Here is a 19,433-nt window from a genome sequence, read left to right as displayed (position 1 = left end):
CACGCAACACCGTACCACAGGCCAGTTCTGCCTTGCGCAACGCTGTAGGCATTGGAATGTCCTTGGTGTTTACAATTTTTGGGATGATGATCTGGAATTAGAAATGACCACGCGCCATGTCAAAACAAAGCAAACTGGTATGTGACCATACACTTAAGAACAGTTCACAATCAGGACTGGCAAATATATCGAACACTGATATAGTGCGCCGCGCGTGACAGAAATACTTGGCAGATTGGGTGATGGGGAGGTCATGGACAGAGCTTGTGCATGGTGTGACCGTATCTACCACACCAACACCCACGCGCCGTATTGCAGCGCCCGATGCCAGAAAAAAGCAGAAAAAGCCCTGCATGCTGTCTCGGTTGAGCCTATTTCCCACACCTCGGATGCAACCCGCGCCATACGTTTTGGGCTGGTAAGCCTTGTGGGTATTGCGGCGGCGGGTTTTACCATGCTGCTGCTGGCTGGCCCTGTGCCGCTGGAACCTCCACCCGGCCATATGCCGCCGGGGGTGGCCTATGCGCTTAACACCGCACCCCCAGCACCGGGCGCGCAGCCATACCACGTTATGCCCCCCGCCATGGCCATGCCCAACACCCCCGCGCAGGATATGGCCGCGTATCATGAAGGGCAGAACGCCCGCCATATCTGGAACCGCTGGATTGCCGGTTTAAGTGGCGAGCGCAAACGCGGCGCATTGTTCTGGATGCAGGGCGCGCTACACCATCGGAGCGATTCGTGCGATGGCACAGCGGGTTTTGCCATGGGCTGTTTTCAGGCCCGCAGGCACCTTTCCCCCGTATTGGCCAAGTGGGACAATGCCCCGGATTTCTGGCTGGGCTGGAACACGCCTTAATGGGCCAACACCTCATCTAAAAACGTGGCGTGCTGTTGCACAAAGCCGGGCCTTAAATGCTTGTCATCTGCATATTTGGGGGTGGCTGGTGGGGTTATAACCGCACAGGCCGGGCCAGTGCCGCAGATATCGGGCCACGCATCCAGCGCCTTTGCCCCGGCTTGCGCGGCAAGTGCGCGCATAAAAGCCGTATCCGCCGCCGTATCAGTACGGAGCTGCTGGGTGGGAACACCCTGCGCCAGCAAGGCTGTGTTCACGCCTATATGCGTAAGGCTGCGGGTCACCAGTTTATCTGGGCTAAAGCGTGCATCTGCCGGGGTGGGCAGCACCAGCCACACAGGCCGCGCCCCGTTGCCCGAAAGGCCGCGCATATCCTGCACAAAACCCGCCTGTTTTTGTGCCTGTGTGCCCGGTGTGTGCAACAGCACACGCGGCCAGAACGCCCCCACCACCACGGCCTGAACATTCTGCTGCTGGATGATACGCTGCTGCACGTTTTGCATATTCCGGCAATATGCAAAGGATTTTTCATAAACCTCACCCAAAAAGGGGCTACAACTGGGGCCTGCCACAAAAATAACCGTGTGCTTTAACCGCCCCTGCTGCAATAGCGCCTCTACCCGTGGCCCCCACTGAAACAACAGGCTATCCCCCGTAAACATTATGGGGCGGCCCGCATGGCCTATGGTGGCTACTGTTAACCCGTTTTCGTGCGTCATGTGCATATGCGGTGTGGGGGCAAAAATGCCATCTCGCACCGCCAGATTGATGGCCGATAAATCCGTGCCCGCAGGTGTGTGTGCAAATCGCGCGGGCCAGCCTGCAGTGTGCCACGTTAGCAGCCCCGCCGTGCAAAGGGCCACCAACCCGCCCACAAGAGCCACCGTTTTGCCTTGCCGAAAATGCCCGCCGCGTAACGGGTTTTCCACATACTTGGTGGTTAGCCACGCCAGCACCAGTGCCGCGCCCATAAGCGCAAACCCCGCACTGTTGTGAATAACCCCAGCCCCCCGCACAATATGAAACCAAGAAACCAGCGGCCAGTGCCACAGATACAGCGGGTAACTGATAAGCCCCACCGCGCGCATGGGCCGCACAGCCAGAACGTGCCGGTTTACCCACGCTCCCGCCCCGGCCCAGATCAGCAATGCCGTACCCCCAGCAGGCAATAGCGCAAACGGGGCCGGAAAGCCCACACCCGGCCGCAGCACCACAAACCCGGCCAGCACACAGGCCAAACCCAACACCGCCGCCCCATGCCGCCCACCGCCTGCACGCAGTAAAGCAGCACACCGCGTCAACATGCGGCCCATGCCAGCGCGTGCACCGTGCGCCGGGGCCACACCACCCGTTGCACCCTCCGGCCCACCCGCCGCCACGCCGTGCAGGGCAAGGCCCGCGCCCAGCATGAACTCCCACCCTCGGCTGAGGGGAGAATAAAACCCGGCCCCCGGCCACCACGCGCTGCACGCCAAGCTATATAAAAAGCACGCCGCCCCCGTGGCCCCCACCAGCACGCCCGCACGCACCCGCGCGGCAAAGCCCAGTGCCAGCACCAGCGGCCAGAGCAGATAGAACTGCTCCTCCACCCCCAAGGACCATAAATGCAGCAGGGGTTTTAACACGGCGGCGCGGTCAAAATACCCTTGGGCGTGCCACATCAGCAGATTGGCCACAGATGCCGCACCCGCAGCGGCATCCAGCCCCACGGCGGCAAGCTCGGTTGGCAACAGGGTAAACCACCCGGCCAGCAAGGAGGCGGCCAGCACCACCAGCAAAGCCGGGGCCAGCCTGCGCACCCTGCGCGCAAAAAACGCGGCCACAGAAAACCGCCCCGCCGCAAAATGCACCACCAGATGCCCGCTGATTAAAAAGCCGGAGATAACAAAAAACGCATCCACCCCGCCAAAACCACCGGGCAGCGCGGCGGGAAAGACGTGGTACACCACCACCCCCACCACAGCCAGCGCGCGCAGGCCATCTATATCTGCCCGCCATCCGGCATGGGGCTGGGCCACAAGCTGGGCAGAACTGCCGGGCCAGAACCACGCCGCTACACGGGCAAGATGCTGGCCCATACGGGCCAGCACAACAGGCACCGCGCCGGAGGGTGCCGCACGCCACGCCATACCCCGCGCCGCCGCCTGCATAACAGGCCGGAAAAAGCCAAACCCGATCATCTCGCCCCTTTACGCCGCCAGCCCATATGCCAATGCCTCTTATATATACTGCAACACCACCCTACGCGCAGGTTTTACCCAGCCCAGCTTTTGCCCCACGACCACCCCGCAATCTGGCGCCGTAACGGTGCACCACGGCCCCAACTTGCAGGCATGGGAGCCATGCCAAAACCCCAATGCGCCAGCATTGCAGCGCACACATGGATATGCCAAATCCATGCCCTGCGTGCATCCCTGTTATTATGGTGCATGCCCGCCCACACCGCCATGCCGCAGACCAGCTTACTGGCCGCGTTTGGTTACGGTGGGCACACATCCGCCATGCTTGAGCGGAGGTGGACAGCCCCCACCCCTGCTTATGTATATTCTGTAACAAAGGGGCACCATCTGCCCGTTTTTTCTTTTAATTCAGCAGATCCTGATACCCACATGCCAGCAAATGACCTACGCCTACTGATCATTCAGCCCACGCATTATAAAGCCCCTACGGACCGAACGCTGTTCAAAACCAAGCGCCGACAGATGGTGCCGCTTGCCCTGCCGTACCTGGCCGCCCTGACCCCACCAGAGTGGAAGGTAACGCTGCTGGATGAACAGCTTGAAGATATAGATTTTGATGCGCTGGTGGATGTTGTGGCCCTTACGGTCTGGACGCTCCATTCCTACCGCGCTTACGATATTGCCAAGGAATTTCGTAAACGCGGCGTAAAGGTGATTATGGGTGGCCCCCATGTGTATTTTAACGCCGAAGAAGCCGCAGAGCACGTAGATGCCGTAGGCGTGGGTGAGGCCGAACCCATCTGGAAGGAAATGCTGGATGATGCCGCCGCCAACCGGCTGAAAAGCATTTACCGCGCCACACCCTTAAAGGAACTGAACGGCCTGCCCGCCCCAAGGTATGACCTGCTAGACCTTAAAAAGTTTGGCCCCTTCCGCACTTTTGCCGTGCAATCCTCCCGCGGGTGCCCGTTTGTGTGCGATTTTTGTTCCGAACGGTTCTACCTTGGGGGCCGCTACCGCTGGCGCCCGGTGGACGAAATGGTGAACGAGCTGAAGCTGATTAAGAATCGTGGCAGCCACTTCTTTTTTGGTGAAAGCAACTTTGGCGGCAAAAAAAGCCGCGCCATGGAACTGATGGAAGGGCTGGTGCCGCTGGGTATCCGCTGGTCTACGCTGTGGTCTTCCAATTTGTGCCTGGATAAGGAATTTCTGGATCTGGCGCGCAAATCCGGCGTGATGCACGTAAATATCGGTATTGAAAGTATTGATAAGGATATTCTGGACGGCATGCGCAAAGGCTGGAACAAGGCCAGCCGCTACCATGAGATGTTTGAAAACCTGCGCCAGCGCGATATCAGCTACTCGCTCAACTTCATCTTCGGTTTTGATGATGAAGACCACGATATCTACCGCGCCACCATCTCCTTTCTGGAAGAACACAAGGTGCCTGCGGCGTATTTCAACATCCTTACGCCCACCAAGGGCACGGCGCTGTTTAACCGTATGGAAAAGGCAGGCCGTATTATCAACGCGCCAGAAATTGACCGCTGGCCCGGCCAAATCTGCCAGATCTGGCCCAAAAACTGCTCCCCCAAGGAAATGGAAGCACGTATTCAGTGGATGTATAAAAAATTCTATTCCATGCGTTCCATCTTTAAGCGGCTGCCTTTTCCGCCGCGCACCCGGTCTGATATGTCATCGTGGATTTTGGATCTTACAGAACGGCGCATGGCTTTTTCCTCCACCGGCAATAATGACTTCGATATCTACTAACGCCCTACCAAGCGTGCCCTCCCCTGCCATAACGGCGGGGGAAAGGTTTTGGTAATATATATCAAAAACGCATTTCAGGCATACTTATTTCGCATAGGTTATAAATTCCGCGTGTAATAGATTGAATTGCGCGTTAGATAAAGACTTACACATTCGCCTTCATTGGAAAAAAACTTTCACCCTGCTGTTATAATTTCCAATTTTCCAATTTTTAGCTACCCCACATCTTCCACACAAACATACTTTTCATCGGCACAACAAACACAATTCGTATAAATTTTAATAAATAACAATATTACTTGTATAATTTACTTGAATTATTTTTATTTTTACTTAAGTTAAATTTACATATACACAACATAGTAAAATGATAAACTACGGCGTGTCGTCAGTTAAGCAGGATGATGATTGAGGCGAACTGCACGGCTGCGAGGAAGGTCGATTTCAGTTTATCGTAGCGGGTTGCGATAGCGCGAAACTGCTTGAGTTTATTGAAGAACCTCTCAACAAGGTTCCGTTCGCGGTAGAGAGAAAAATCGGTTTTCCGTCGTGTCGTTCTGTTGCGTTTTGGCGGGATGACCGGGGTAATCCCGCGCTGTATCAGCCGATCGATCAACCTGTCCGCGTCATACGCCTTGTCAGCAAGGAAAGCATCCGGTTCGATGTTTTCCAGAAGTGGTTCTGCCTGGGTGATATCGGCATCCTGTCCCGGTGTGATGCCGAGTTCCACTGGATTGCCCAGAGCGTCGCAGATGGCATGGATCTTTGTAGTTAGCCCGCCTCGTGATCGTCCGATGGCCTGATCCGTGCCCCTTTTTTGAGAGCTCCGGCACTATGCTGATGCGCTCGGACAATTGTGCTGTCGATCATCATGTATTCGTTGTCGTAATCAGCGGCCAGATAACGAAATATCCGTTCGACGCGGAAATCTCACAGAAGGGTTGTACATCGGGTTAGATTATGAAAAAGTCTGTTTTACACAAAAGAATTTTTCATAAGCAATAAACGAACCCGATGCAGACAGAGTGTAGCGCAGGCGCGTATGAGTTTCCAGCCTCCTGTGGACGGCGTGTTGTGGCCCGTTTTGACGGGGGTCGCATGAGTTCGGATGGGGGCGTCATTCTGGTGAAGCAGGCTGATGACATTCTGGGGCTCAGCCGCCGCTTTGCTGCCTGTTTTCGCGATAAGCGGCATCCCGGCTTTGTGGAATACCGGGTTGAAGACCTTGTCCGTCAGCGGATCATGGGCCTGGCACTGGGCTATGAAGATCTCAATGATCACGATGCCCTGCGGCATGACCTGATCTTTGGTCTGGCCTCGGGCCGTCTGTCAGGAGGCCGGGCAAACTGCGCAGCATTGGCTGGCAAATCCACGCTGAACCGGTTGGAGCGCAGTGGGCAGCAGGCAGATCGTTACTGCCGCATCATTGCTGATCATGAGGCCCTGGCTACCCTGTTCGTGATGCTTTTCATGGACCAGCATGAGCGCGCACCCGCCCGGATCGTTCTGGATGTGGATGCCACCGATGACCGTATCCATGGCCATCAGGAAGGCCGGGCCTTTCATGGATATTACGGCCATAACTGCTATCTTCCCCTGTATGTCTTCTGCGGGGACCATCTCCTCAGCGCTACCCTGCGCACGGCAGACAGGGACCCGAGGAAGGAAGCACTGGCAGACATCCGCCGGATCGTGGAGCAGATCAGGAGCCGCTGGCCCCGGGTGCGTATCCTGGTGCGTGGGGACAGCGGTTTCGCCCGGGACAGTCTGATGACATGGTGCGAAGACAACCACGTTGACTTCCTGTTTGGGCTTGCAGGCAACACCCGCCTGTATGACCGGATTGCCTCTTTGTCCGCTGAGGTTCGTGACGAAGCCGCCACGACAGGCAAAGCGGCGCGCGGCTTTGCCTCCTTTGACTGGATCACAAAGGACAGCTGGACGCGCCGCAGGCGGGTCGTGGCCAAGGCCGAATGGCGCCATGGCAACCGCTATCATCGCTTTATTGTCACCACGCTACCGCAGGGAATGTCCGACCCCCGCCATCTCTACGAACAGATTTACTGCGCACGCGGGGATATGGAAAACCGCATCAAGGAATGCCAGATGGATCTGTTCTCAGACAGGACCTCGTCCCACACCATCCGGGCCAACCAGCTCCGGCTGTGGTTCTCGGCCGCAGCCTATGTCCTGCTGACCGCTCTGCAAAGACTGGCCCTTGGCCAGACCAGCCTGGAGACGGCGACCTGTGGCACCATACGCGCACGACTGCTCAAAATCGCGACACGTGTCACGCTCAGCGTCCGTCGGATTGTCCTGTCCATGCCGGACATGTTCCCCTGTCAGCATGAATTCGCCCTCGCTCATGCACGATTGCGAAGGCTCCGGCAGGCCATCTGAAGAAACAGACAGTGCACAGACCACATAGCTTCCACCAACACTGCCTTCTCAGGCCGTGACACCCTCACTGCGTTCAGAACCCGCCGCCAGAAGCAGAATATCGTCAATATTCCAGATCGGGCTCCTGTGGGATGACTGAATTCTACAAAATGACCTGAAATTGCCTCAAGTGTGAGATGGGGTGGTTGCCGTCCTCCCCGCACGGCATCGCAATGTGCCAGAATGGTCGTTGGAAGAAACGACTGCGCGAAAGGACGGCAGATGAAGGATACAGTGATAGGCGTTGATCTGGCAAAGAACATTTTCCAGGTTCATGGAGCTTCGCGTGCGGGCGAGGTGATGTTTCGCAAAAAGCTGCGTCGTCAGCAGTTTATGCAGTTCATGGCCACGCAGCCGCCTGCTCTGGTCGTTCTTGAAGCGTGCGGGAGCGCGCATTACTGGGCTCGCGAACTGGCAGGAGCTGGTCACGAGGTCAGACTGATCGCTCCGCAGTATGTGAAGCCTTTCGTGAAGCGCCAGAAGAACGATGCTGCTGATGCGGAAGCGATTGTCATTGCGGCCCGTCAGCCGGAAATGCGCTTTGTCGAACCACGCACTGAAGCGCAGCAGGCGCGTGGCGTTCTTTTCCGGGCCCGGCAGCGTCTGGTGCACCAGCGCACGGAACTGGTGAATGCCCTGCGTGCCGTTCTGTATGAATTCGGTCTCGTCGTGCCACAGGGGATTGCGCATATCAGACACATTGAAGCCATGCTGGATGAGGCGGTTCTGCCAGAGGCTGTGAAGCAGGAATGCCTTGATCTGCTGCGACAGATTTCGGAGCAGAGTGTGCGGATTGATGTCAGAACAAAGAAGATCAGGATGCTTGCCCAGGAAAGTGAAAACACCTGCAGATTGCAGAGCATGCCTGGAGTGGGTCCTCTGACCGCTCTTGCGATTGAAGCTTTTGCGCCTGACCTGCAGAGCTTCCGGCGCGGGCGCGACTTTGCTGCGTGGCTGGGGCTGGTGCCCCGTCAGTTCTCATCTGGCGGAAAGGAAAGGCTGGGGAAGATATCAAAAGCCGGGCAGGCTGATATCCGCAGGCTTCTCATCATGGGCGCCATGACCCAGGTGAACTGGGCCAGCCGTAAGGCCCCTGCACCGGGAAGCTGGCTGGCACGGATGCTGGCCCGCAAGCCCCGTATGCTGGTAGCCATTGCGCTGGCCAACAGGATGGCACGAGCCATCTGGGCCATGGCAACAAAACAGGAGGATTATCGGGATCCGGCCCTGTCCGTGGCAGCCTGAGCGATGGCTCGGCTCCCGCGGATGGAACCGGTAGGGGTGTGAGAGGGCGATGACCTGAATGGGCGCATGATCGTCTGATCCGGATCGGAAAAACCAGTGGATTTCTCTGTGCTTTAAAGCACGCCTGTGAGATTTGGATCTGATCCGCTGATCACCATACTGGCCAGTGGCTTCTGAAAGGCCACATCAACAGGCCTTACAGAAGACCGCACACGATCACACGTCAATATGGGTCAGAAAACTCTTGCATAACGGACGGCAACCATATGTGGACGGCTCCCCCTTGCAAGGGGCTAGGCAAGAAAATGATCGGATCTTTGCTTCCATATGTCCGGCCTGTTGATGCGGCCATAGGGTCGCTGGCCAAGATGGCTTCCGCAGCGTGAGCCCCAAACACAGAAGCGGTCTTTGATGACCACTGGTTGCCACGGGTTTTCTCACGCCATGGATCGATCGATCACACCATCTGCTCTATTACTTGCAAGCCACGACCTCAGCTCGGCACGAGAGCGTCAAATATCAGCGCATCGTGCCAGGCTAAGCTCAAACAGCAGCTGCGCCGGGTTGCTGCAGAAGGCGCTTATAGTGTTCGCCGCTGACCATCAGTTTCCAGGCAATCCGCGCAATCTTATTGGCAAGGGCCACCGCTGCGAGTTTCGGTTTTTTGCGCTCCAGCAATTCACGTAACCAAGATGAGGCATTCTTCCCATTGGTCCGCCGGGCATGCGACACGACTGCGGTCGCGCCAACCACCAGCGTGCTTCGCAAGACCTCATCGCCAGCGCGTGTGATTCTGCCAAGCCTTGTTTTTCCATCGGTTGAGTGATCCCTGGGCGTCAATCCGATCCAGGCCGCAAAGGCTCGACCCGATTTGAACAGATGCGGATCAGGCGTTTTCATCATCAGCAGCGCTGCGCCGATCGGGCCAACGCCCGGAATTTTCGCAAGACGCTGACTGCATTCGTTGGCGCGGTGCCATGCCATCACCTTGCCCTCAAGCTGTTCGATTTCACCTTGCAATTCAGCATATTCCTTTGCGTGAAGGGCAAACAACTCGCGCGTCAATGTGGGCAGGCTTTCGTCCGCAGCGATCCGATCAAGGAGTGCCTCAATCCGGCACATGCCTTTGGGCGCCGTGATCCCAAACTCGGCAGCATATCCCCGGATCGTATTGGCGAGCTGTGTGCGGTTCCGGATAAGTCGTGCCCGCATTCCAATCAGCATCAACGCTGCCTGCTCTTCCTCGCTCTTGAGCGGGACGAACCGCATTGTAGGCCGACTCATCGCTTCACAGAGGGCTTCCGCGTCGGCGGCATCGTTTTTCCCGCGCTTGACATAAGGCTTCACGAGCTGCGGCGCGATCAGCTTCACTGTGTGTCCCAGACACGAGAGCACCCGCCCCCAGTAATGGGAGGCGCCACAGGCCTCAATCGCGATTTCAATCGGGGGCAGTTTCTCAAAAAACTTTACCATCTCCCGGCGGAATAGCTTCCTGCGCAAAACAGGCTGCTCCTTCGCGTTTACACCGTGCAATTGGAAAACACTTTTTGACGTGTCCATGCCAATACGGATAATTTGTTCCATGGGTGGCCTCCTCTGTGAATTCTGCAACGACTTCACCTTGGCACATCGCGATGCCGTTGGGAGCCGTCCACCCCATCACAGAAGAAATCCGCGTCAAACACACAGAAGAAATCCGCGTCAAACACAAGCCGCACCTATTGAAGGGTCATCTTCCTCTCATGCTTCCCAAAGTCCCACCACATGGCAGGGAGCTTTGCTTGCTCGTTTAGAGAAATATAAACGTTACCCGGCAGAAGCCATGTCTGCTCATCAGGAAGGTACGCCAAATCTGCATTTTACCATGGACCGGAAAGGGCATGTGCTTTCTGCCCATATTGAAAAAAGCTCTGGCCATTCATTGTTGGATAGTGAAGCTTTGGCACTGGTGCGGCGTGCTGAGCCATTGCCTAGCCCACCCGATAGTGTGGCAGGTGATTCTATTACACTCACCGTGCCCATCGAATTTTATATGGAACACGCACAGGATTAGAAATCCTACCTGGGCCAATAATATTTTCACAGAACATAAGGAAATATTTTTCCTTCATGCCATTTTTTGACGCAAGAGCGCCCATTCTACCTCTACGTTATCTGCAACGCGCCGTGCCACAGTAGATAAAGGCCGCGCACGATCATGCGCAAGCGCCAGTCGGAAAGGAGGAATATGCGCTCCTGTCAAAGGAGTAAAAGCCATGTCTCCATTCTGAACCTCATCCATCACGTCCAGATAACTGAGAATGGTAATACCCAAACCAGCCTTCACCAATGACTTTATCATCTGCACATTATTGGCTCCAGAAATCACATTTGGATTTACCAGGGTATCTGCTTCCAGTTTTGCAAAAACAGATGCAAGTGCCAATGGATTTTCTGGCACAATAACAGGATATTCAGCACATACCGAAAACCGAGCAGAAGAATGTTGCGTAACTGGGTGCTTCGGAAGGCTCACTACTCCTAGCGGGAAAGAAAGCATTGAACGCACTTGCAAATCTCGCAAATCTGCAGGGTCTAACCGAAATGCCAGATCTCCCTCTCCCGCAAAAAGACGTTCTCCCAGCTCTGCATTATCGTGGATATGCATATTCAAAACAATTCCGGGGTATTGTTCTTTAAGGCGCGCAGCAATGCTGGGTAAAAATACTCGCGCCAAAGCCTCTGGCGCCAAAATGTCTATGCGTCCACGGCGCATACCTTTTAGATCATCAATCTGACGGTTCAGGCTTTCAAAATCCTTCGCCCACCTGTTGGCATGTGCATAAAATAACTCGCCCACCGCAGTTAAACGCATGCCGGAAGAAAGACGCTCAAATAGTGGTGTCTCAAGCGCCTGCTCACCCAGAAGAATGTGTCTATCAATTGCCGAAGCCGCAATATGCAGGTCTTCCGACGCTTTGCGGATGGAGCCATGCCGTGCCATAGCCAAAAAATAGATCAGAAAGCGCGAAAATGGGTTCATTTGCCTGTTCTCAGTTTGAGAATGCATACTGCATGAAATAGATATATCCGATAATATACGCTTGATGAAACACTACCTCCTAAAGGAACGGGAAACCTTTCCCATTTAGGAGATGAAGCTGTGACGCCCCCAACCTGTGCCCGCCCCACCGAGAGCAGATTGCCCCGCGAGCTCAGTTTTGACGCTGATGACTGGCTTATTCTCGCCTCATACTGGCATCCCATTGCCCTTGTACGTGAACTGGAAGACAAACCTTTAGGCGTTACGTTACTTGATGCACCATTGGTTATTTATCGGGCAGGTGAAGACATTGTTGTGGCAGATGATCTGTGCCCGCACCGTGGCGTGCCACTCAGCATGGGCAAGGGTAACGGCCAGACAGTTGCCTGCGCCTATCACGGTTTCCAGTTTGGCCATCAAGGCCAGTGTGTACGTATTCCCGCCCACCCGGATAGCGCCATTCCTTCCCGACTGAATCTGCGCACTTATCCTGTGGTAGAAAGATATGGCTTGATCTGGACGTGCCTACGCCCACAGGACAATGAAGATATCTCCATTACTTCCATGCCACATTGGGATGAAGCTGGCTTTCAACAGATCAACTGCCCATGGATAGACATTGCCGGTTTTGCTGGCAGGCAGGTTGAGGGCTTTATAGATGTTGCCCATTTTGCATTTGTGCATACAGAAACTTTTGCAGACCCAGACAACCCTGTTGTGCCAGCTTATATGCCCACAATGACACCCTATGGGTTTGAGGCAGAATACCGCAGCAATGTAGGCAATTACCCTATTGGGCAATCAGAACGCGGACGGCCGGATTTTGAATGGCTGCGCCATTTTCGGGTGCATGTTCCCTTTACTGCCACACTGGAAATTCATTTTCCCGATAACGGGAGGCTGGTCATCATGAATGCTGCTTCTCCTGTTTCCGCGAAAAAAACACGCATGTTTGCACCCATGTGCCGCAACTTTGATACCGATCTGCCTTTGCAGGATGTTTATGATTTCAACCTGAAAGTCTTTGAGGAAGACCGTGCCTTGGTAGAAGCCCAAAAGCCTGAAAACCTGCCGCTTGACCCTTCCCTGGAAGTGCATGTGGTGGCAGACCGCAGTTCCATTGCCTATCGGCGTGCCTTACGCAACATTGGCTTAAGCCAGTTCTTCACCGCCTGAAAAGATACAATCATAACTGCCCTTCTTCCATGAAAGCGGCGCTGGTTTAACCAGCGCCACTTTCATGTGAACAAAGAAGCAAGCTTACCCACCCTGAATTGCTAGCATTCAAAATAAAAATATGGTCAAACCCCGCCTCATTACATTCATGTAATTATATCGCTGTAATCTAGGGTCTTCGCGCTGAATATTCACCTTACACACTGCTTGACCCCGGAAAACTCAAGAAAAAGAGATATACCCTCTCTTCCCAAACGATATAAACACGCGTTACCTTACGTGAGTCTGCGCGTATATTCTTGATATAACACTATATATTTCATCAGGATGCACCACAGGCACAAAAACAAGAACAGAAAGTTTTAGGCGTGCTTCCATCATCTGCTCCCCTTTCCAGTTCACACCAACGCTTCCTTTACCTTCAGGTTCTGGTGGCTGTGGGTGCAGGCATTGCCGTAGGTGCAATGTTTCCTTCTGTTGCTACGGCACTTAAACCGCTGGGAGATGGGTTTGTTAAACTTATCAAAATGGTCATTGCACCTGTTATTTTTCTAACAGTGTGTACAGGCATTGCAGGCATGGCGGACCTTAAGCAAACAGGCCGCGTAGCAGGTAAAGCCATGCTATATTTTTTGTGCTTTTCCACTTTGGCGCTGGCTATTGGCATGCTTGTGGCCAACGTTCTGCAACCCGGTGCTGGCCTACACATTAGGCCAGAAAGCCTTGATACAAGTTCTGTTACACAGTTTGTAAGTGCTGCTACGCAACATCATTCCTTTTCAGATTTTTTGCTACAAATCATTCCCTCCACAACCGCTGGTGCGTTTACATCTGGTGAAATTTTACAGGTTCTGCTGGTTGCCATCTTGTTTGGCATAAGTCTGGCCAAAATGGGCAAAGCGGGTGAAACCGTTCTCAACATGTTTTATAGCCTGACAGAACTTGTTTTTGGGGTTGTGCGTTTGGTGATGTATTTGGCCCCTATTGGGGCTTTTGGTGCCATGGCCTTTACCGTTGGTAAGTTTGGCCTGCATTCCATTCTGCACCTTCTTGCCTTGGTACTGACATTTTACCTCACTGCCATTCTGTTTGTAGGCGTTGTTCTGGGGGTTGTGGCAAGATTAGCTGGCTTTAGCATTCTGCGGCTGTTGGTCTTTTTAAAAGAAGAGCTGCTGATTGTATTGGGCACCAGTTCTTCCGAATCTGCCCTGCCCGGCCTGATTGCGAAATTGGAAAGGGCTGGGTGTTCCCAAGGAATTGTAGGGCTAGTTGTTCCCATGGGCTATTCCTTTAATCTGGATGGCACCAATATTTATATGACACTTGCAGCACTATTTATTGCGCAAGCAACTGATGTGCACCTTAGCTTTCAGGAGCAGCTTGCCCTGCTTCTGGTGGCTATGGTGAGTTCTAAAGGTGCTGCTGGTGTGACGGGAGCGGGCTTTATTACTCTGGCTGCAACACTTTCTGTTGTGCCCAGTGTACCTGTTGGGGGCATGGCCCTGATTCTAGGTATTGACCGTTTTATGTCTGAATGTCGTTCCCTCACCAATCTGGTTGGAAACGCTGTTGCTGCTATTGTTGTCTCACGCTGGGAGAATGCGCTGGATGACACGCAACTTCATGATGCCCTGCACGCGCAACCACAGATTACAAAAACACCTTCGGCCTGATTATTATTTTCCGTAGGAAGTTCTCCTAGAGCATAATCCGATCAGTCTGGTTCATATCCAGCGGCGGTGAAGCACGCGGCGGCCTGGCGATGAGAGATATCGTCAATTGCTCCACAGACGGTATTTTGAAGAGCGTCGAGGGTTCGCGGTGCCACCCGTCTGATCCACGCCTTCATTTTGGCGAAGATGTTTTCGATCGGGTTGAAATCAGGACTGTAGGGCGGCAGGAACAACAACCTGGCGCCGACTGCCTCCACAGCCTCGCGGGCAACGGCTCCTTTATGGGCGGACAGATTGTCCAGAATGACGACGTCTCCCGGCGACAGGGTTGGAACGAGCACCTTGCGGGTATAGGCGGCAAACCATTCGCCGGTCATTGGGCCGTCCAGCATCATCGGTGCTGTCATGCCGGAGAGGCGCAGTCCGCCGATGAACGTCGTGGTTTTCCAGTGCCCGTGGGGCACGGACATCCGACAGCGCGTGCCCCGTTGTGACCGCCCCCGCAGGCGAGCCATCTTCGTTGAGACGGCTGTTTCGTCGATGAAGATCAGACGGGTCGGATCAAGGTCAGGCTGGCTGTCAAACCAGGCCTCGCGCTGCTGTGCGACGTCGGGCCGTGTCTGCTCGCTGGCGTGCGCCGTTTTTTTTGATGGTCATGTCGTGACGGTCGAGACAGCGCCAGATCGTGCTCGGCGCAAAGCGGACACCGTGTTCCGCTGCAAGTGTCTCCGCCAGTTCGACAAGGGAAATATCGGCCTTTGTTTCAATCGCGGCCAGCAGGAAGGTTGACCACGCTTCAATCCGGTGAGAACGGCGATCGCCGCCCTGTTTAAGCGCATGGTCACGACCGCTGGCCTGCCACTCAGCAACCCAGCGGATAACGCTCGACGAAGACACACCAAAACGAACCGCCGCCGCACGACGGGTCATGCCAGAGGCAACAGCCGCAATCGTGCGGCGGCGAAGGTCAGCAGACAGGGCTCGGGTCATACGGGCCGGCCTCCATACCGGCACATAGTATGAATCAGATTTCGACCAGTATGGGAATCTTAAAATGAACCTATTAGATCGGATTATGCTCTAGCTTCCTACGGATTTCTTGCATACGTGTTTTGACACAAAACTTGTTGTAACATTGTAACTTCGTAAACTTTTTCTTGAATATTCGTTATAACAGAAAAAAATCCTTGAATCTTTCTATTCGTAATTTAATTTCCATAATTCGTAATAATAAAAACAAACGCGGAAACGAGAAAATGTTTGCAGAAATTACAAAACCTGTTTTTTAAAGAGAAAGTTGCCAGCCACCTTTCGCTTTAATCTCTGTATTTCTTTCCCCTTGCTTCAGAAATACGCCGTTGCTTCATGCTAACCGCAGGCAATGGCCATTCTTGCGCCATGAGGATCGGGCGATGCCCTTAACTGATATCATTTCAAATTCAGAACAAAAAAGATCATGCTATCGGCAGAATTTTTTATCCATTGCCCGTTTACTCTATGCCGGAACAGTTCTTTTCACATTGAATATTGCTCTTAAAGCTTCCACTGCATGCGCCCAGCAGAATGAACCCGCCAAATCTTTTGAGAAACCCGAACTGTCTTCAAAACCTATTATCAACACTGAAACACCGAAAAAACACAAGCGCCCAATAGCAGAAGAACGTCTGGAGGCTTTGTTTGATACAGAAAGTCTTTCCTATCTGCTAAACCACAATAATACAGCGTTACGTAGGCAGGATATCAGCGCTGGCTATTTTGTTGCTGAACAGGCTTTTGGCAATCTGGCCCCCAGCCTTAAACCCTGGCGTGACAGATTAAGTGAACACGGCTTCACCTTTGAATTAACATATAAAGGTGAAGGCATGGCCAATCTTGCTGGCGGCCTTTCAAAAGGTATGGATTACACGCACGAAATTCGTGCCAGCATGTTGTTTGATCTGGGCAAGTTAACCGGTTGGAGTCCACTACAGGGATGGTACCTGCATGGTATTGTTATGAACCGTGAAGGCCGGCAGGTTGGTTGGGATCATGTTGGGGAAAGAAATGTACTTCTTACAGAAGTATGGAGCATCCACGGCCCGGCAGCGGCTCGTCTGGCAGATCTGTATCTGGAAAAATCTTTCCTCAATAACCGCATCAATATCAATGTAGGGCGCATTTCACTTACGCACACATATTCTACTTCTATTTTGCTGTGTACGTTCATGACCATGTGTTCTGCGCCCATGGCCATACGAGAACCGGCTGGTTGGAGCGTTTACCCCAAAACATCATGGGGCGGCACAGTGCGCTTTCGGCCCACGCATGATCTTACCCTGCGCACGGGTATTTATCGCATAGGCCCCAAAGCACGTGATAACACAGGTTGGGCATGGGGCGATGAACCTTATACAGGTATTCAAACCCCTATTGAGTTAACGTGGGAACCATTTTTTGGCACACGCAAGCTTCCCGGCCATTACAAAATTGGCTTTGGGCATGACACGTCACCTTACCCCGATATAGTTGGCACCATTCCCGCCGCTTTTGCTGGATCTGTGCATGTGCACAAGCTCAAACCGCGTGATACATTTTATATAGAGGCAGACCAAATGGTGTATCGCAGCCATGGCGAACATCAAATGGCTGGGGGATACGTGTTAGCCGGGTTCATTCATAACACGCCAAGTAACTCCACATTCTCAAACGAATTTTATGCAGGCGCTTCTCTGTTGGGCATTATCCCTCACCGCCCATTGGATCGTCTGGGCGTGATGTATTCCTATTACCAACTCAGTCCTCGTTTGGCCTATGGGCAGCGGATGCAAGAAGCCGCAGGCGTTCCGCTTGGACCCTACATCAATGGGCCACAAACGCATTCTGCGATTCTGGAGGCATATTACGGTATTCCCGTCACACCAGGCCTGGTTATTACACCTGAATTTGAATACATGATGCGCCCTGGAGAAACCTCGGTTATTCCCAATGCGATTCTGGCGGGGCTTAAAGTTATTGCCGCCCTATAAAGCAAAGCGAGACGCAAAAATATCTCACCTGCCCTGCTTTTCCCATACTGGCACCAAGCCCGCTTATTGCTAGAATATATTCTCAAACAGATGGATGGTGCTGCGCAAGCGGCTTGAAAGGGAATGCCGTGCACGGGTTTCTGCCTCATATTGAAGCAGAATCTCATAGTCGGCAGCTGCTCCCGCAACTGTAAGGGGAAGTTGGGCCTGCTGCCGGTCACGGCTAGCCACTGGCCGGTAACACGGCTGGGAAGGCAAAAGGTCTGACACACCATATCCCCAAGCCAGGAGACCTGCCTCCATCAGGCACATAACACTGGGCGGGATGAACCGGTAGCGGCAGGATAAGGCAGTAAAATGCACAAACATGCCTTTAGCTCATTTCTAACAGCACTGTTTCTTGTATGGAGCAGCCTATCTACTCATGCTCATGCAGAAAGCGCCTCCACACCAACCATAACGGGACAATGGATTACAGAAGACGGCAAAGGCGTGTTCGACGCGGAAATCTCACAGAAGGGTTGTACATCGGGTTAGATTATGAAAAAGTCTGTTTTACACAAAAGAATTTTTCATAAGCAATAAACGAACCCGATGCAGACAGAGTGTAGCGCAGGCGCGTATGAGTTTCCAGCCTCCTGTGGACGGCGTGTTGTGGCCCGTTTTGACGGGGGTCGCATGAGTTCGGATGGGGGCGTCATTCTGGTGAAGCAGGCTGATGACATTCTGGGGCTCAGCCGCCGCTTTGCTGCCTGTTTTCGCGATGAACGGCATCCCGGCTTTGTGGAATACCGGGTTGAAGACCTTGTCCGTCAGCGGATCATGGGCCTGGCACTGGGCTATGAAGACCTTAATGACCATGACGCTTTACGTCATGATCCTGTCATGGGTCTGGTATCGGGACGTCTGTCAGGAAGCCGGGCCAACTGTGCGGCACTGGCAGGAAAATCCACGCTGAACCGGCTAGAGCGCAGTGGGCAGCAGGCAGATCGTTACTGCCGGATCATTGCTGATCATGAGGCCCTGGCTACCCTGTTCGTGACGCTTTTCATGGACCAGCATGAGCGCGCACCCGCCCGGATCGTTCTGGATGTGGATGCCACCGATGACCGTATCCATGGCCATCAGGAAGGCCGGGCCTTTCATGGATATTACGGCCATAACTGCTATCTGCCGTTATACATCTTCTGCGGGGACCATCTCCTCAGCGCTACCCTGCGCACGGCAGACAGGGACCCGGGGAAGGAAGCACTGGCAGACATCCGCCGGATCGTGGAGCAGATCAGGAGCCGCTGGCCCCGGGTGCGTATCCTGGTGCGTGGGGACAGCGGTTTCGCCCGGGACAGTCTGATGACATGGTGCGAAGACAACCACGTTGACTTCCTGTTTGGGCTTGCAGGCAACACCCGCCTGTATGACCGGATTGCCTCTTTGTCCGCTGAGGTTCGTGACGAAGCCGCCACGACAGGCAGAGCTGCGCGCGGTTTCGCCTCCTTTGACTGGATCACAAAGGACAGCTGGACGCGCCGCAGGCGGGTCGTGGCCAAGGCCGAATGGCGCCACGGCAACCGCTATCATCGCTTCATTGTCACCACGCTACCGCAGGGAATGTCCGACCCCCGCCATCTCTACGAACAGATTTACTGCGCACGCGGGGATATGGAAAACCGCATCAAGGAATGCCAGATGGATCTGTTCTCAGACAGGACCTCGTCCCACACCATCCGGGCCAACCAGCTCCGGCTGTGGTTCTCGGCCGCAGCCTATGTCCTGCTGACCGCTCTGCAAAGACTGGCCCTTGGCCAGACCAGCCTGGAGACGGCGACCTGTGGCACCATACGCGCACGACTGCTCAAAATCGCGACACGTGTAACGCTCAGCGTCCGTCGGATTGTCCTGTCCATGCCGGACATGTTCCCCTGTCAGCATGAATTCGCCCTCGCTCATGCACGATTGCGAAGGCTCCGGCAGGCCATCTGAAGAAACAGACAGTGCACAGACCACATAGCTTCCACCAACACTGCCTTCTCAGGCCGTGACACCCTCACTGCGTTCAGAACC

General features: G+C 54.1%; 13 protein-coding genes, 2 pseudogenes and 1 riboswitch. Of the genes and pseudogenes, 10 read left to right on the top strand and 5 right to left on the bottom strand.

All coding sequences use genetic code 11. From position 1 onward, the window contains the following. Positions 1-214: 214 nt before the first annotated feature. Positions 215-859: a hypothetical protein gene (locus A4S02_RS00655; protein WP_070322651.1), complete on the top strand. Its 645-nt coding sequence runs from the start codon at positions 215-217 to the stop codon at positions 857-859. Here A4S02_RS00655 and A4S02_RS00650 read toward each other — a convergent pair. Then, the gene (locus tag A4S02_RS00650) at positions 856-3,039 is read right to left on the bottom strand and encodes an acyltransferase family protein (RefSeq protein WP_070322650.1); all 2,184 of its coding nucleotides are present in this window, start codon (positions 3,037-3,039) and stop codon (positions 856-858) included. The two genes, A4S02_RS00655 and A4S02_RS00650, sit on opposite strands and share 4 nt — an antisense overlap. 162 nt (positions 3,040-3,201) lie before the next feature. Between A4S02_RS00650 and A4S02_RS00645 the strand changes: the two genes are divergently transcribed. Then, a complete protein-coding gene (locus A4S02_RS00645) occupies positions 3,202-4,812 on the top strand; it encodes a B12-binding domain-containing radical SAM protein (protein ID WP_228142414.1) in 1,611 nt (536 codons plus the stop codon). A 388-nt stretch (positions 4,813-5,200) separates the two neighbouring features. On the opposite strand, the pseudogene A4S02_RS14675 reads toward A4S02_RS00645, so the two are convergent. Continuing rightward, positions 5,201-5,730 (bottom strand): annotated as a pseudogene (locus A4S02_RS14675) (IS5 family transposase); the annotation flags it as partial. A 96-nt stretch (positions 5,731-5,826) separates the two neighbouring features. Here A4S02_RS14675 and A4S02_RS00635 point away from each other — a divergent pair. Then, entirely contained in the window at positions 5,827-7,212 is a 1,386-nt protein-coding gene (locus A4S02_RS00635; RefSeq protein ID WP_070322649.1) for an IS1380-like element IS1380A family transposase, read from the top strand. Positions 7,213-7,473: 261 nt separating this feature from the next. Next, the gene (locus tag A4S02_RS00630; protein ID WP_041247965.1) at positions 7,474-8,496 is read left to right on the top strand and encodes an IS110 family RNA-guided transposase; all 1,023 of its coding nucleotides are present in this window, start codon (positions 7,474-7,476) and stop codon (positions 8,494-8,496) included. A gap of 543 nt (positions 8,497-9,039) precedes the next feature. Here the strand turns inward: A4S02_RS00630 and A4S02_RS00625 are convergent. After that, the gene (locus A4S02_RS00625) at positions 9,040-10,080 is read right to left on the bottom strand and encodes an IS110 family RNA-guided transposase (protein ID WP_070322648.1); all 1,041 of its coding nucleotides are present in this window, start codon (positions 10,078-10,080) and stop codon (positions 9,040-9,042) included. A 112-nt stretch (positions 10,081-10,192) separates the two neighbouring features. Between A4S02_RS00625 and A4S02_RS00620 the strand changes: the two are divergent. Then, positions 10,193-10,549: pseudogene (locus A4S02_RS00620) on the top strand (energy transducer TonB family protein); the annotation flags it as partial. A gap of 54 nt (positions 10,550-10,603) precedes the next feature. Here the strand turns inward: A4S02_RS00620 and A4S02_RS00615 are convergent. Then, complete coding sequence (locus A4S02_RS00615; protein ID WP_082246715.1) at positions 10,604-11,545, bottom strand: LysR family transcriptional regulator; 942 nt, start codon at positions 11,543-11,545, stop codon at positions 10,604-10,606. 93 nt (positions 11,546-11,638) lie between these two features. On the opposite strand from A4S02_RS00615, the gene A4S02_RS00610 reads away from it, so the two are divergent. Continuing rightward, positions 11,639-12,694: an aromatic ring-hydroxylating oxygenase subunit alpha gene (locus tag A4S02_RS00610; RefSeq protein ID WP_070322646.1), complete on the top strand. Its 1,056-nt coding sequence runs from the start codon at positions 11,639-11,641 to the stop codon at positions 12,692-12,694. A gap of 368 nt (positions 12,695-13,062) precedes the next feature. Next, positions 13,063-14,367 (top strand): C4-dicarboxylate transporter DctA, encoded by a 1,305-nt coding sequence (gene dctA, locus A4S02_RS00605; protein WP_070322645.1) that lies wholly within the window; start codon positions 13,063-13,065, stop codon positions 14,365-14,367. A gap of 41 nt (positions 14,368-14,408) precedes the next feature. Here the strand turns inward: dctA and A4S02_RS14670 are convergent. Further along, a protein-coding gene (locus A4S02_RS14670; protein ID WP_265733681.1) for an IS630 family transposase occupies positions 14,409-15,357 on the bottom strand; the annotation gives its coding sequence in 2 pieces (ribosomal slippage) (positions 14,409-15,018 and positions 15,017-15,357; 951 coding nt in all). Between the two features lie 422 nt (positions 15,358-15,779). On the opposite strand from A4S02_RS14670, the gene A4S02_RS00590 reads away from it, so the two are divergent. The 3 genes from A4S02_RS00590 to A4S02_RS00580 all read left to right on the top strand — a co-directional run bounded on the left by A4S02_RS00590 (position 15,780) and on the right by A4S02_RS00580 (position 19,352). After that, positions 15,780-17,372: a carbohydrate porin gene (locus tag A4S02_RS00590; protein WP_070322642.1), complete on the top strand. Its 1,593-nt coding sequence runs from the start codon at positions 15,780-15,782 to the stop codon at positions 17,370-17,372. Between the two features lie 77 nt (positions 17,373-17,449). Beyond that, a riboswitch (cobalamin riboswitch) is annotated at positions 17,450-17,687 on the top strand. Positions 17,688-17,729: 42 nt separating this feature from the next. After that, positions 17,730-17,909 (top strand): DUF2147 domain-containing protein, encoded by a 180-nt coding sequence (locus tag A4S02_RS00585; RefSeq protein WP_070322641.1) that lies wholly within the window; start codon positions 17,730-17,732, stop codon positions 17,907-17,909. A gap of 57 nt (positions 17,910-17,966) precedes the next feature. Beyond that, positions 17,967-19,352, top strand: coding sequence for an IS1380 family transposase (locus A4S02_RS00580; RefSeq protein WP_070322584.1), 1,386 nt, complete (start codon positions 17,967-17,969; stop codon positions 19,350-19,352). The last annotated feature ends 81 nt before the right edge of the window (positions 19,353-19,433 follow it).

Origin of the sequence: Acetobacter ascendens, assembly GCF_001766235.1 — a bacterium.
Lineage (GTDB): Bacteria > Pseudomonadota > Alphaproteobacteria > Acetobacterales > Acetobacteraceae > Acetobacter > Acetobacter ascendens.
This window is presented reverse-complemented; position numbering and strand designations above follow the sequence as displayed.

What these genes read in the sequence shown, in the direction of transcription:
- A4S02_RS00650 (WP_070322650.1), bottom strand. Translation starts at nt 3,039, where the DNA reads ATGATCGGGTTTGGCTTTTTCCGGCCTGTTATGCAGGCGGCGGCGCGG.
- A4S02_RS00645 (WP_228142414.1), top strand. Translation starts at nt 3,202, where the DNA reads ATGCCAAAACCCCAATGCGCCAGCATTGCAGCGCACACATGGATATGC.
- A4S02_RS00635 (WP_070322649.1), top strand. Translation starts at nt 5,827, where the DNA reads ATGCAGACAGAGTGTAGCGCAGGCGCGTATGAGTTTCCAGCCTCCTGT.
- A4S02_RS00630 (WP_041247965.1), top strand. Translation starts at nt 7,474, where the DNA reads ATGAAGGATACAGTGATAGGCGTTGATCTGGCAAAGAACATTTTCCAG.
- A4S02_RS00625 (WP_070322648.1), bottom strand. Translation starts at nt 10,080, where the DNA reads ATGGAACAAATTATCCGTATTGGCATGGACACGTCAAAAAGTGTTTTC.
- A4S02_RS00615 (WP_082246715.1), bottom strand. Translation starts at nt 11,545, where the DNA reads ATGCATTCTCAAACTGAGAACAGGCAAATGAACCCATTTTCGCGCTTT.
- A4S02_RS00590 (WP_070322642.1), top strand. Translation starts at nt 15,780, where the DNA reads ATGCCCTTAACTGATATCATTTCAAATTCAGAACAAAAAAGATCATGC.
- A4S02_RS00585 (WP_070322641.1), top strand. Translation starts at nt 17,730, where the DNA reads ATGCACAAACATGCCTTTAGCTCATTTCTAACAGCACTGTTTCTTGTA.
- A4S02_RS00580 (WP_070322584.1), top strand. Translation starts at nt 17,967, where the DNA reads ATGCAGACAGAGTGTAGCGCAGGCGCGTATGAGTTTCCAGCCTCCTGT.